The sequence below is a fragment of the Kribbella sindirgiensis genome (assembly GCF_004331435.1).
Taxonomy (GTDB): domain Bacteria; phylum Actinomycetota; class Actinomycetes; order Propionibacteriales; family Kribbellaceae; genus Kribbella; species Kribbella sindirgiensis.
On the sequence record NZ_SJKA01000007.1, the window covers coordinates 147,964 to 162,052 of the forward strand.

Here is a 14,089-nt window from a genome sequence, read left to right on the forward strand (position 1 = left end):
ATGGTCCAGCAGACCGAGGTGATGGCCACCGGTACTCAGCACGAGGCCCAGGAGGAGGTGGTGAAGAGCCTGCGCGACCACGGCGCGCTGCCGCAGTGGCGGCTGATGTGGCGGCAGTTCCGCCGGCACCGGCTGGCGCTGATCGGGTTGATCGTGCTGATCCCGATCTACTTCATGGCGGTCTTCGCCGGGTTCTTCGCGCCGGCCAGCGCCGACACCGCGCACACCGAGCTGCCGTACGCCCCGCCGCAGCGGGTGCACGTCTCGGCCGAGCACGGGATGTTCGTGTACGGGTACTCGTCGACGCGCAACCAGGAGACGTTCGAGCAGACGTTCACCGTCGACAAGTCGAAGATCGTCGACATCGGGTGGTTCGTCCGCGGCGACGAGTACTCGATCCTGGGCCCGATCAAGTCGAACATCCACCTGATCGGGCCGGCGAAGGCCGGCGAGGCGTTCTTCCTGGTCGGCGCCGACCAGTCCGGCCGGGACCTGCTGTCCCGGCTGATCCACGGCGCCCGGGTCTCGCTGTCGATCGGTCTGGTCGGCGTCTTCGCGAGCTTCGTGCTCGGCATGCTGATCGGCGGCATCTCCGGCTATGTGGGCGGCCGGGTCGACAACATCATCCAGCGGATCATCGAGTTCATCATGTCGGTGCCGACCCTGCCGCTGTGGATGGCGCTGTCGGCGGCTTTGCCCGGCAGCTGGGGTCCGTTGACGCGGTACTTCGCGATCACGGTGATCCTGTCGCTGATCGGCTGGACCGGACTGGCGCGGGACGTCCGCGGCCGGTTCCTCAGCCTGCGCGAGGAGGACTTCGTGATGGCGGCCCGGCTCGACGGCGTCAGCCGGACCGGGATCATCTTCGGCCACATGGTGCCGTCGTTCGCCAGCCACATCATCGCGTCGATCTCGATGGCGGTACCGCGGATGATCCTGGCCGAGACCAGCCTGTCGTTCCTCGGCCTCGGTCTGCAGCCGCCCGCGGTCAGTTGGGGTGTGCTGCTCGAGGGCGCGCAGAACATCCGCGCGGTCGCCACCGCCCCGTGGCTGCTCACCCCGGGCCTCGCGGTCGTGGTCGTCGTACTCGCCATGAACTTCGTCGGCGACGGTCTCCGCGACGCCGCGGATCCGTACAAGTGAGGACTCTTTGATGCAACCTTTGTTGGAAGTGCGCTCGTTGAGGACTCACTTCGAGCTCGGCGACGGTGTCGTGAAGGCGGTCGACGGCGTCAGCCTGTCGGTGCCGCGCGGCCGCACGCTGGCCGTGGTCGGCGAGTCCGGGTGCGGCAAGAGCGTCACCGCGCGCTCGATCCTGCGGCTGGTGGAGAAGCCGGCCAGGATCGTCGGCGGCGAGATCCTGCTCCACCCCGACTCCGACGGGGAGCCTCTCGACCTGCTGGCCGCCAAGGACAAGCGGCTGCGCCAGGTCCGCTGGGCCGATATCGCGATGGTGTTCCAGGAGCCGATGGCCTCGCTCAGCCTGGTGCACACGATCGGTGACCAGATCATCGAGGCGGTCCGGCTGCACGAGAACGTCGGCAAGCAGGCCGCCCGGGAACGCGCGATCGAGATGCTCGGCCGGGTCGGTATCCCGGACCCGCAGCGCCGCGTCGACTCGTACCCGTTCCAGTTCAGTGGCGGTATGCGGCAACGCGCCATGATCGCGATGGCGCTGTCCTGCCGCCCGCGGCTGCTGATCGCGGACGAGCCGACGACCGCGCTCGACGTCACCACGCAGGCGCAGATCCTGGACCTGCTGCAGGATCTCCAGCAGGAGTTCGGGATGGCGATCATGCTGATCACCCACGACCTCGGGGTCGCGGCGCAGGTCGCCGACGAAGTCGCGGTGATGTACCTCGGCGAAGTCGTCGAGCAGGGGCCCGCATCCGCCGTACTGAGTCATCCCAAACACCCTTATACACAAGCACTTGTGCGCTCGGTGCCGAGGCTCGGTGCGCGGGGGCAGGACCGGCTGGTCGCCGTACGGGGGACTGTGCCGCCGCCGTACGAGCGTCCGACCGGATGTCGCTTCCACCCGCGGTGTGACGCGTTCATGGCGGGCAAGTGCGACGTGACCGTGCCCACGAGGGTCCGCAGCGACGAGATCGACGTCGCCTGTCTGCTGTACGGCGAGGAGAAGTCATGACGTTGCTGGAGACGCGCGGACTGACCATGCACTTCCCGCTGCACGGCGGGTTTCTCGGGCGGAACCGCGGCTTCGTGAAGGCGGTCGACGGTGTCGACCTGTCGATCAAGGCCGGCCGGACGCTCGGTCTGGTGGGTGAGTCGGGCTGCGGCAAGACGACCCTCGGCCGGTGCATCGTCCGCGCGTACGAGCCGACGTCGGGCAGCATCATGTTCGACGGCGTCGACCTGGCGCCGCTCAGCGAGAAGCAGCTGAAGCCGTACCGCGCGCAGGTCCGGCTGATCTTCCAGGACCCGCACTCGTCGCTCGACCCGCGTAAAACGCTGCGCGACATCATCGCCGAACCGCTGCGGGTCCAGGAGTCGGGTTCGCGCGACGAGATCGACGACAAGGTCGCCGCGTTGCTGCGGCGCGTCGGGCTGCGGGCGGAGTACGCGCACCGCTACCCGCACGCGTTCAGCGGCGGCGAGCGGCAGCGCGTCGTGATCGCGCGGGCGCTCGCCACCGAGCCGCGGCTGGTGGTCGCGGACGAGGCGGTCAGCGCGCTCGACGTCTCGGTCCGGGCCCAGATCCTCAACCTGCTGCGCGATCTGCAGGAGGAGTCCGGCCTCACCTACCTGTTCGTGTCCCACGACCTCGGCATCGTCGAGCACGTCGCCGACGACGTCGCGGTGATGTACGTCGGCAAGCTCGTCGAGAGCGCCTCGACCGAAGAGCTCTACTCCAAGCCCCTGCACCCGTACACCGAGGCGCTGCTGAGCGCCGTACCGGATCCCGACCCCGCCTCCCGCGGGCAACGCGAGCGGATCAAGCTGCTCGGCGAGATCGCGGATCCGTCCAAGGTGCCGGCCGGCTGCCCGTTCCATCCCCGGTGCGGGTACGCCGAAGCCCGGTGTGCGACCGAAGTCCCGCAGTTGCGCGAGATCGGGGGCCGCAAAGTCGCGTGCCACCTGGCCGAGCAGCTGGATCTGAAGGGTGTCCTCACGGCCACCACCGCCCCGTAAGAGAGGTCTTCTCATGTCCGAAGGAAACATGTCCCGCCGTGGACTGTTACGCAACGGTGCACTGATCGGTGGACTGGCCGCGTTCGGCGGCGCACTGCAAACGGCTCCCGCGGCCGCCAGTTCGACGAGTGCGATCCCGCGCGCCGCCGCGCAGTCCGCGGCCGGTGTCGTGGACATTCCGAACAAGTACAACGTGCCGTTCTCGGTCGCCGACGACGAGCTGTTCGTGTTCGCCGCCAACTTCAAGCCGTTCGAGCTCGGCGGCAACGACGACGGCCGGGAGGCGCACCGGTACTTCGATGCCGTGTTCGGCGACGCGATCCGGGCCAAGTTCCCGAACATCAAGGTGAAGTACGCGACCTGGGACTACCCGATCCGGTACGAGGACATCGCGAAGGCCGGCCGGGTGCCGGACCTGATCCTGGAGGACCCGCGGCTGCGGATCGACCGGGACCTCGAGCCGCTCGGCTGGACGCAGGACATCACGTCGCTGATCCAGGGCGCCGGCATCGACCTCACCAAGCTGAACGTCGGCTCGGTCGAGCAGATCAAGTCCCGCTCCGACGGCGGCCTGTACGGCGTCCCGCTGTGGATCGACGAGAGCCTGCTGTTCTACAACAAGAAGATCTTCGACAAGTTCGGTGTGCGGTACCCGGGCGTCGGGTCGACGTACGACGACGTCTACAAGCTGGCCCAGAAGCTCACGCAGCAGGTCGGGATCGACCACTACAAGGGCTACATGCAGCACCCGGACAACTACCTCGCGATGAACCAGCTCGGGCTCTACCCGTTCGTGCCCGGTTCGAGCGAGCAGCCGGCGCCCGAGGACGTGAAGGTCAACCTGACGAGCCCGGAGTGGAAGTCGGTCGCGAACAACCTGCACCGGTTCCTGATGATCCCGCGGAACAACTTCACCACGGTGGACGACTTCTTCAAGGGCGACATGAGCTTCCCCGGCCACCTCGCGATGGCCGTGAACAACCTGTCGAAGCTGAACGCGTACGCGCTCAGCTCCTACTACATCGAGGAGGACGACGCCGCGCAGTTCGCCGAGTGGGCGAAGAGCGTGAAGATCGGCGTCACCTCGATGCCGGTGCTGTCCCGCGGCTCGAAGACGATCTACCAGCCGGACACCCGCGCGGCGTTCATCCCGCCGCAGTCGAAGCTTCAGGCCCAGGCGCTCGACGTGGTCAAGTACCTGGTGTCGGAGGAGATGCAGACCCGCATCTCGTCGTACGGCATGAAGGCGGTGCTGAAGACGGACGCCGTCGTGAACGCGTTCGGTACGTCGATCCCGGAGCTGGCAGCCATCGACACGTCGGCTGTGTACTGGGGCGAGAACGCGGTGATCAAGAACTACCAGAACACCGAGTACTGGGACATCCCGCTGTACAAGGTGTTCCGGCAGCACGTGCTCAAGGACGGCATGGACGTCGACTCGTCGCTGCTGGTCACCGAGACGCAGGACATTCCCGACTACATCAAGGCGCAGGTCGCCCGCGGGCTGACGTGGTGATGGCATGGTGAACGACCCCAGGTTCGACGGCCGCATCCGCGAGGGTGCGGCCCTCCTGCCCACCATTCATCCGGGCGACAGCCACGCCGCGACGCTCGTCGAGACCGGTGCCGGTGACCTGTTGTGCGCCTGGTTCAACGGCCCGGGCGAGGGCGAGCCGGACACCAACATCGTCCTGTCCCGCCTCCCGGCCGGATCGGACACCTGGACCGAGCCGGTGCAGCTGTCCTCCGACGCCCAGCGCTCCGAACAGAACCCGCTGTTGTTCGTTACTCCGGACGATGACGTTTGGTTGCTGCACACGTCGAACGAGCCGCATGATCAGTCGACCTCGCGCGTGATCCGCCGGGTGTCGCACGACGGCGGACTGACCTGGGAACGGTCCGAGGTGCTGTTCGACCACCTCGGTTCGTTCATCCGCAACCCGGTGCTCGTGCTGAGCAACGGCGACTGGCTGCTGCCGGCGTACGACTGTGACAAGACGGCCGAGCGGACGGTCCTGAAGCTCAGCACCGACCGCGGCGAGACGTGGTCGACGGTGGAACTGCCGGACGCGGTCGGCCAGGTACAGATGAGCGTCGTCGAACTGTCGCCCGGCGAACTCGTCGGGTACTTCCGCAGCCGCGCCGCCGACCGCATCCACCGGTCGGTGTCGAAGGACAACGGCCGCACCTGGACCTCACCGGAGCGCACCGCGCTGCCGAACAACAACTCGGCGGTCCAGGTGCTCCGGCTGGCCGACGGCCGACTCGTCCTGGTGTTCAACGACTCGTCGGCGGAGCGCGACCAGTTCCGCTGGGTCGACGACGGGAAGGGCGGCGTACGCCGGAAGACCCTGCGGACCCCGCTGACGCTGGCGCTGTCCGAGGACGACGGCGCCACCTGGCCGTACTGGCGGAACCTGCAGGTGCAGGACGAGGAGTACCGCGACAACGAGTTCGGCTACTCGTACCCGACGTTGCTGCAGACGCGGGACGGGCAGTTGCACGTCGCGTACTCGTACCTGCGCAAGACCATCAAGCACGTGACCCTGGCGCCCGAGTGGATCCAGGCAGGAGACCGATTGCCATGAGTATCGAGAAGTGGGGCTTGCACGAGCTCACCCTGACTGGACCCTCCGAGGGCAACCCGTTCGCGGATGTCGAGTTCCAGGTCAGCTACCAGTTCCGGAACCGGATGGTCACCGTCGACGGTTTTTACGACGGCGACGGTGTCTATCGCGCGCGGTTCTCTCCGGACCGCGAGGGGGAGTGGTCGTACATCACGTCGAGCTCCGCACCTGAGCTCGACGGCCAGTGCGGGACCTTCGTGTGCTCCCCGCCGGGGCCCGGGAACCACGGGCCGGTCGACGTACTCGGCAAGCACCACTTCTCCTACACCGACGGCACCCGCTACGACTGCGTCGGCACGACCTGCTACCACTGGACGTACGAGACCAAGGAGCTCCAGGAGCTGACCCTGGAATCGTTGCGCTCGGCACCGTTCGACAAGGTCCGCATGTGCCTGCTGCCCACGGACGGGATGCGCCCCGAGCGCACCCCGTTCGCGGGCAACACGCCGGGCTCCGTCGACGTCGAGCGGTACGACCCGGAGTTCTTCCGGCACTTCGAGTCCCGCGTCGCCGACCTCCTCGCGCTCGGGATCCAGGCGGACCTGATCCTGTTCCACCCGTACGACCGCGGCGTGTGGGGCTTCGACCGGATGAGCCCGGCGCAGGACGCGGCGTATCTGCGGTACGTCGTCGCGCGGCTGGCGGCGTACCGGAATGTGTGGTGGTCGCTGTCGAACGAGTACGACTTCAACCACGAGAAGACGATCGCGGACTGGGATCGGCTGCTGCAGTTGGTGCAGCGGTACGACCCGTACCAGCGGCTGCGGTCGATCCACAACGGAACCAAGATGTACGAGGTCTTCACGCCGTACGACTTCGGCAAGCCGTGGATCACCCACCAGAGCGTGCAGCACTGGGACGGCGCCGAGGTCGCCTCCTGGCGCGACTGCCCGAAACCGGTCGTCATCGACGAGATCGGGTACGAGGGAAACGCCGGCCGCCGCTGGGGGAACCTGACCGCGGACGAGATGGTGCACCGGTTCTGGCAGGGCATGGCGCTCGGCGGGTACGTCGGGCACGGAGAGTCGTTCGTCGACCGGGAGACCCGCGCGTGGATCTCGATCGGTGGCCGGCTGTACGGCGACAGTCCGGAGCGGATCGACTTCCTCCGGGCCGTGTTCGCCGGACTGCCGCGGCAGTCCGACGGTGAGGTCGACGCGGACCGCTGCGTCCTGCACTACCTCGGCGACCGTCAGCCGTCCGCTGTCGAGCTGGACCTGCCGGACGGCTCGCCGTTCCACTTCGACCTGATCGACACGCGGGCGATGACCATCACCCCGCTGGCCGAGTACTCCGGCCCGAGCCACATCCCACTGCCCGCCACCCCGTACCTCGCCCTGAGAGGGACCCGATGACGTCAGTAGCACGCTGGGACGTGCTCGAACTACCTGTGCCGGGTCCCGGCGGCGTGCTGTTCCGCCACACGTCCGGCGCCACCGCGTACGCCGAACCGTTTCAGTCGGGTGACGAGTGGATCGTCCGCTACAGCCCCGACCTGGAAGGCATCTGGTCGTACGATGGCGGGAATCTGGAGTGCACGCCCGCGACCTCGCGTGGTCCCGTCCGTCGCTCCGGCACCACACTGCGCTGGGCGGACGGAACGACGTACCACCCACTCACGACCGCCTGGTTCGGCGATCCGCAGCAGTGGGCCGCCGCCCGCGCGGCGCTCGCGGCCTCGCCGTTCAACCGGGTCCGCATTCGGATGGCGGAGGCCACCGAGCAACAGGTCCGCGACTTGCTGGCTGTCGACATCGTCGCCGACGTGCTCCTGCCGATGGACGAGGCCGTCGTCCGCGACGCGGTGAACCGCCTGGCGGCGTACCGCAACGTCAACTGGTGCTTGTCGCCTGAGCCCGACACGGCAGCCTCTGACGTGCGGCGGCTCGCTGAGCTGATCGCCGAGCTCGACCCCAGCCACCACCTGATCTCGATGCATGAGGCAACCGACCCGGGACCGCCCTGGCTGACACACCTGAGCGTCCGCCTCGAGAATCTCCGCGGTGTATCGGTCTTGCGCCGCGACTACGCCAAGCCGGTCTTCGTCGACGCCTGCGGCCACGAAGGCAACGGCACAACCCCGGACACGAGCCTCCGCCCGGAAGAGATGCTGACCCGCATCTGGGAAGGCACGGTGCGCGGGGCCTACGTGACGCACGGCGAGTGGTACGTCGACCCGTCGTCGGCGAGCGTGGTGCCCTGGTCGGACGGAGGCAGCCGGCCCACCGGTGTCGTCGCGCAACGGTTGCGGCTGCTGCGGGAGGTACTGGACGAGCTGCCTGACGGTGTAGAGCCGATCGACGACTACCGTGACGCTCCGACGCTCGCGGTGCCTGGCTCGTACTACCTCCAGTACCTCGGCGAACACCAGTTCCCGGACCGCACGTTCTCCTTGCCCGAGGGCGAGTATGACGTCGACGTACTGGACGTCTGGAACCACTCGGCACGCCGTACCCGCGAGAGCGTCACCGGTGCCGGCACGTTGACGGTTCGGCTGCCCGGCACGCAGTACCAGGCCATTCAGATCCGCCGGACCTCCTGATGCCCGCGCTCACGTCCGGGTCGCGCCAGGCCTCGTTGCGTCGCACCCCAGACGGTGTGGTGCTGGAGCTCGGTCTGGCCGACGGTCCGCTCTACCTGGAACGCCCGCTCGGCGATCTCCTCACCTGCTCGGCCGGTCGCCCCTGGCAGCCCAGCCCACTGACGTCTCCCGACGGGTGGTGGATCTCGCGGCGGCCAGGGGAGCACCGGGCGGGCTGCCGGACCGGACCGCTCGCGGTCGAGGTGCGATTGGCGTTCGACGACGGCGACCGGCTGGGCGTCGAACTCCGCTGGCGCAACACCAGCAAGCAGCGCGTCGCCGACCTCGCTGTCGGACTGCTGCTCGACCTCGGCCGGGTGAAGGACAGCCAGCTCACCGTCCCCGGCCTGATCTACAACGACAACCCGTCCGCCGACCCGGCCCGCGCCGTACCGCGCATCGGCCCGACCCCCGGCGGCGGCTTCGTCGCCGAGGAGGACCGGCTGCCGATCCCCGGCGTCAACCTCGAATGGCGTGACGGCCGCGAACGCCGTTGGCTGTCCGTCTTCTCGCGCCCACAAGCACGGCGTTCTGGCGACGGGCAGGTCCGATACGGTTCGCTCGGCACGATCCGGCAGGACGGGCCGGTGATCGCGGCGCTCAGCGGCGTACTGATGTTCGACGGCAAGCAGGACGTCCGCTACGTCAGCAAGGCCGAGACCGAGACGACCGAGGACGGGTACCTGACGCTGCGGCCCGGTGAGGTCTACACCCAGCACCTGGTCCTGGACTGGGGACCGCAGGAACTCCGCGGGCACGCGTTCCGGAACCTTGTCGAGAGTGCCCGCACGCTCTTCACCGCCGCCGGCGCGCGCGGCCTGGCGCTGGACGAGCTGATCAGCTTGAAGACGGTTGCCTTGGACAACCGGTGGTACCAGTCCGGGACCGTGGCCGGGTACACCAAGTTCAGCGACATCCCCGGCAACGGGCCGCGCAAGCCCCGGCACTTCCTGTACGGCTGGACCGGTCAGGCGCTGAAGCTCGCCTGGTGTGACGCGCAGATCGGGTTCAACACCCGGGACCGGCTGCGCATCGACCGCTGCCGTGCGGCCGTCGAGTTCTACCTGGCCGGCAGCCCGACGCCGACGCCTGGGCTGCGTCATAACGCGTACCAGGTCAGCACGCGGCGTTGGACCAGCTTCCGCGCCGGCAACCGGCCGATGGTCTCCAGCCGAGCGTACGGCGAGACGATCAGCGACCTGGCCGACGTCATCACGCTCTTCCGTGACCACGACGAACCCGTCCCGCCGTCCTGGCTCAACGCCCTCGAAGAAGCGATGATCTTCCTCCGCGGCACCGCCCAGTTGGCTGACGGGACCTTTCCGGTGGGATGGCGACTCGACGGTACGCCGGCCGCGACGACGGTGTCCGCAGCGGGCATCCCGTGCGTACTGGCTGCTCTCAAGGCGTCGTCGGTGCTCGCCTCTGCCGAGCTGTTGTCGGACGCAACCATCTGGCTGTCCCGGTATCACGACCAGCACGCGCGTACCTTCGACCGCCCGTTCTCTCGCTCCACGCTGGACGCGGCCTGCGAGGACAAAGAAGCCGGCATGTACTACTTCATGGCCGCCTACGAGCTCTTCCGCCGCACCGGCGACCCGCTCTACGCGACTTGGTGCGAAGTAGCTGCCGATTGGCTCCTGACCTGGGTGTACGTCTGGTCCCCGGAGCAGGACGAGGACTCACCGCTGCACGTCGCCGGGTTCAACGCGATCGGGTGGCCGACCGTCAGCGTCCAGAACCACCACCTCGACACCTTCTTCCCGACGTACGAGCTCCTGTCCTTCGGTCTGACCACGAATCGCCCCGCCTATGTGAAGGCTGCCCGCACCACCCTCCAAGCCCTCACCCAAGGTGTCGCGACCGCTCCGAACGACTGGAACTTCCCCTTGCCTGGCGAACAAGGCGAAGCCGTCTTCCAGACGCACTGGCAACGCCGAGGACACACCAACACCTGGAACCCCAGCTGGGTCATAGCCGTCCCCCTCGCCAACGCCCTACGCACCCAACAGCTCCAATGACCGACTACCTGATCACGGACTACGTCGAGCGTGCTGGTGTGGAGTGGACAGCTGCGATTGAGAGGGCGATTGACGCGTGTGCGGTGACCGGCGGGCGGGTGGTTGTGCCTGATGGTGTGTTCGTCACCGGGCCGATTCGGCTGCGAAGCAACGTCGAACTGCACCTGTCGGCCGGTGCGACGCTCCGGTTCCGCACCGACCCGGCGGCGTACCCGATCGTCCGCACCCGCTGGCAAGGCATCGAGTGCTTCAGCCACTCACCGCTGATCTACGCATACGACGAAGCAGACCTCGCGATCACCGGCACCGGCACCCTCGACGGCGGCGCAAGTACGGACAACTGGTGGAGCAGCACCCGCCCACGCACCGACTGGGAACGTCTCCTCCGCATGGTCGAGGCCGACGTACCCGTCGAGGACCGCATCTTCGAACCCGGTCACGGCTTCCGCCCGAGCTTCATCCAGCCGCACACCTCCCGTCGCGTACGCATCGAAGACGTCCGCATCGTCAACGCCCCGATGTGGGTGGTGCACCCGGTGTTCTGCACCGACGTCCTCGTCCGCGGGATCACCGTCGACTCCCTCGGCCCGAACAACGACGGCTGCAACCCCGACTCCTGCGAGAACGTCGTCATCACCGGCTGCTCGTTCACCACCGGCGACGACTGCATCGCGATCAAGTCCGGCCGCGACGCCGACGGCCGCCGCGTCGGCCGCCCGTCCCGCAACATCCTGATCGAGTCCTGCCGCTTCGCCGCCGGCCACGGCGCCCTGACCATCGGCAGCGAAGCCTCCGCCGGAGCATCCGGCATCCACGCCCGGGACCTCCACATCACCCCGCCCGCGGGCGGATCGGGAGTCGACTACGCGCTGCGGATCAAGACGAACTCCTCGCGCGGCGGCGTGATCGAGCACGTCACCGTCGAGAACGTCGTCGTCGACGCGGTCACGACCTCCGCGATCCTGATCACCACCCGGCACGCGGAACCGGAGCAGTTCGGCGGCCACGCGCCCGTCGTCCGCGACGTCACCGTCACCAACCTCGCCGTACGCTCAGCGCCCCGAACCGTCGAGATCCACGACACTCCCCAGGCACCGGTCGAATCCTTCACCCTGACCACCTCTGAAACTCCGTGAACAGCTCGACGCCGCCCAACTGCCCCGGCTTCAGCAACACCTCCAGACCGTCAACCCCCGGCACCGCCGAAGCAGCCCGACACCGATGCACCCCCGGCGAGATCGGCGCCGGACCACCCGCAAGCTCGAGCGCACCTACGTCAAGCTGCCGCAACACCTGCCCCGACGTATCCCCACCAGCAACAACAACTCGCCGTACGCCGACCCCCGCCGCCATCCGAACTACCTCGGCCAACGCCCCCGGCACCCACCCAAGCTTCGCAGGCGCGACCTCATTCGTGTGCACGACGACGCCACCAACACCCGCCGAAAACGCAGCCACCACCCGCTCCGCCACCTCGTCGGCGAGCGGTAGCACCGTCCACCCGGCGAGGCGGGCATGTTCGATCTGCTCGGCCGTGCGCGGCGACTGACTACCAGACACGACCAGCACCGGACCACCGGCACCCGACGTACCCGAGCCGACAACCTCACCCTCCGGCCGAAGCGCCAGCCCCAACGCCCGGGACAGCCCACCCGACCCAATCGCAAACCGCACCTCACCCGCGGACCCGTCCCGCAGAATCACACCCCCGAGCGTCCGCAGATCCTCATCCGTCAACGCATCCAGCACCACCGCACCAACCCCACCGGGCATAACCGTGGCGTCGGGGTAGCTGGTCAGGTGGACGGCAGCCAGGGGGAGGGAGGTTTGGTGCGAGAGGTGCCGGCGGAGATCGGACTCGTGCATGGGGGTGGAGGGGTGGGTGGACATGGTGGGTTGGCGATCGAGGCGGTGGATGGTGCCGGCTTCGGCGGCGAAGTGGTGGCTGAAGACTGTGTACCGACCGAGCTCCGGTTGCGCGACGAGAATCGGGACAACCGCCGGCCCGCAGACCTCACGACCGATCTCCAGCGCTCGTCCGATACTTCCGCGGGTAGGGGAGGAGTCCGCGGTCGAACAGACCTTGTACTGCAGCACCCGCGGCCCAAGCTCCCGCAACGCCTCCAGCACCGGTCGGACCTCGACCTCCTGCTCGTCCGGCGGCAGCGACCGTGCGATCCCCGCGACCCCGATCACGTCGTACCGCACGGCCAGCTCCCGCAACTCAGATGCCGACAGCAACGTCACGAGCAACACCGCCCGCAACCCAACCCGCGCAAACTGCACCATCGCATCCGTCGACCCCGTGAAGTCGTCCCCGTAAAACGCCGCCTCAACCATGCCTACTCCCCGGGCGTGCCGGCGTACGGTGAGCCGAACCTGTCCAGCGCTTCTTGTAGTGCGGGGACTTGCGCAGCAGCTGCGTCCAGGGTTGTGCCGGAGGTTGCTGCGGACCAGGCGGCTCGCATTGCCGTCACGCCCGCGCTTGGGCCGCTCGGGTGGCCGTGGATGCCGCCGCCGGCGAGAACGAGGAGATCAGTGGTGTTGGTGCGCCGGTAGGTCTCCGGGGCCAGCCCAGGCGTCTGTCCGGACGACAACACCGGCAGCGTTTCGTACCCGCCCAGGAGCGGCGTACGTACGGCGGTAATGGACCGCAGCACCTCCTCATCGGTCTCGTAGAACTTGTTGGACAGCCCGTTGGTATGCAGGTGATCCGCCCCGGCCAGGCGGGCGAGTTTGGACCAGGCGACGTAGTCGATGCCGAGCTGCGGCGCACGGGTGTACACACCGGTCATCGCGCGATGACCGTGGATCGGCAGGACGCACCGCGCCCGCAGCCAGGCGAGCGCGCTGAAGCCGACGAGGTTCACACACACCATCACGCAGGTGCCGCCGGCCGCGTGGACCAGGTCGTGGTTGGCGGCCATCCGGTCGAGGTCGTCGGTGATGTTGAACGCGTACATGGGGCGCCGGCCGGTGCGGGCGGCGACTTTGCCGAGCTCTTCGGTGACGACCGCGACCCGCTCGGCGAGTGGCGAATGCGGCGGACTGCCCATCAGTTCGTCGTCCTTGATGAAGTCGATCCCCGCCTCGGCGAGCTCGCGTACGACGAGACGAAGCTCGTCGGGAGGCAGCCCGATACTCGGTTTCACGATCGTGCCGAGCAGGACGCCGTCCGGCCGGTCGAGCAGCTCGCGAGTGCCGCGAACGCCGTACTGCGGACCGGGGTAACGCTCGGCGAACGGCGCCGGGAGGTCGAGGTCGAGGAGCCGGATGCCGGCGAGTTGCCGCAGCTCGAACAAGTTGCCGGCCACCGCGGCGAGCAGGTTGGGCAGCGACGGCCCGAAATTGTCGAGGCCGAACGCGATCCGCACCCGAGCGCTCCGCTTCCCGGCACCCCGCGAGGCGTCGTGGGTGCTGCCGGGGAGATCGGCGTTGCCGGTGGGCGGGAGTTGTTCGACCGAGAGGACGCGAGCGGCGAACCGTTCGCGGAGCTCGGGGGTCTCCCGGGCGACGGCCGTGAAGGTGCCTGTCGACTGCTCACCGGCGATGGCTTCGGCGGCCTGCTCGAGCGGGAGGTACGTCTCGACCAGGTACGTCGCGACGACCTCTGAGGATGTTGTCACCGGAACTCTCCTTTGCTCGGGGTCCGACAAGTCTCCGCCAGTAAACCTCAAGAAAACAAGGCGGATCGGCCAGCCTGTGGA

At 68.2% G+C, this 14,089-nt stretch carries 11 protein-coding genes; 9 read left to right on the plus strand and 2 right to left on the minus strand.

Annotated features, from left to right (window positions below):
• Genes E0H50_RS21355 through E0H50_RS43040 form a run of 9 tightly spaced genes read left to right on the plus strand, consistent with a single transcriptional unit; the run spans nucleotide 1 to nucleotide 11,518 of the window.
• Nucleotides 1-1,143: an ABC transporter permease gene (locus E0H50_RS21355; protein WP_238151122.1), complete on the plus strand. Its 1,143-nt coding sequence runs from the start codon at nucleotides 1-3 to the stop codon at nucleotides 1,141-1,143.
• Nucleotides 1,144-1,171: 28 nt separating this feature from the next.
• Nucleotides 1,172-2,149 carry an ABC transporter ATP-binding protein gene (locus tag E0H50_RS21360; RefSeq protein WP_238151160.1) on the plus strand — a complete coding sequence of 326 codons (978 nt, stop codon included), beginning with the start codon at nucleotides 1,172-1,174 and terminating at the stop codon, nucleotides 2,147-2,149.
• Entirely contained in the window at nucleotides 2,146-3,153 is a 1,008-nt protein-coding gene (locus E0H50_RS21365; RefSeq protein WP_131291291.1) for an ABC transporter ATP-binding protein, read from the plus strand. The genes E0H50_RS21360 and E0H50_RS21365 overlap by 4 nt, the downstream gene beginning before the upstream one ends.
• Nucleotides 3,154-3,166: 13 nt before the next feature.
• Nucleotides 3,167-4,669, plus strand: coding sequence for an ABC transporter substrate-binding protein (locus E0H50_RS21370; RefSeq protein ID WP_131291293.1), 1,503 nt, complete (start codon nucleotides 3,167-3,169; stop codon nucleotides 4,667-4,669).
• A 4-nt stretch (nucleotides 4,670-4,673) separates the two neighbouring features.
• On the plus strand, nucleotides 4,674-5,741 hold the full coding sequence (locus E0H50_RS21375; protein WP_131291295.1) for a sialidase family protein: 1,068 nt from the start codon (nucleotides 4,674-4,676) through the stop codon (nucleotides 5,739-5,741).
• Nucleotides 5,738-7,135, plus strand: coding sequence for a DUF5060 domain-containing protein (locus E0H50_RS21380; RefSeq protein WP_131291297.1), 1,398 nt, complete (start codon nucleotides 5,738-5,740; stop codon nucleotides 7,133-7,135). The genes E0H50_RS21375 and E0H50_RS21380 overlap by 4 nt, the downstream gene beginning before the upstream one ends.
• A complete protein-coding gene (locus E0H50_RS21385) occupies nucleotides 7,132-8,322 on the plus strand; it encodes a DUF5605 domain-containing protein (RefSeq protein ID WP_131291299.1) in 1,191 nt (396 codons plus the stop codon). Before E0H50_RS21380 ends, E0H50_RS21385 begins: the two co-directional genes overlap by 4 nt.
• A complete protein-coding gene (locus E0H50_RS43035; RefSeq protein WP_165547236.1) occupies nucleotides 8,322-10,382 on the plus strand; it encodes a hypothetical protein in 2,061 nt (686 codons plus the stop codon). Before E0H50_RS21385 ends, E0H50_RS43035 begins: the two co-directional genes overlap by 1 nt.
• Nucleotides 10,379-11,518 (plus strand): glycoside hydrolase family 28 protein, encoded by a 1,140-nt coding sequence (locus tag E0H50_RS43040; protein WP_165547237.1) that lies wholly within the window; start codon nucleotides 10,379-10,381, stop codon nucleotides 11,516-11,518. The genes E0H50_RS43035 and E0H50_RS43040 overlap by 4 nt, the downstream gene beginning before the upstream one ends.
• On the opposite strand, the gene E0H50_RS21395 is transcribed toward E0H50_RS43040, so the two are convergent.
• Nucleotides 11,490-12,722: a four-carbon acid sugar kinase family protein gene (locus tag E0H50_RS21395; protein WP_131291301.1), complete on the minus strand. Its 1,233-nt coding sequence runs from the start codon at nucleotides 12,720-12,722 to the stop codon at nucleotides 11,490-11,492. The two genes, E0H50_RS43040 and E0H50_RS21395, sit on opposite strands and share 29 nt — an antisense overlap.
• Nucleotides 12,723-12,724: 2 nt before the next feature.
• Nucleotides 12,725-14,008, minus strand: coding sequence for a RuBisCO large subunit C-terminal-like domain-containing protein (locus E0H50_RS21400; protein WP_202868258.1), 1,284 nt, complete (start codon nucleotides 14,006-14,008; stop codon nucleotides 12,725-12,727).
• Between the last annotated feature and the right edge of the window lie 81 nt (nucleotides 14,009-14,089).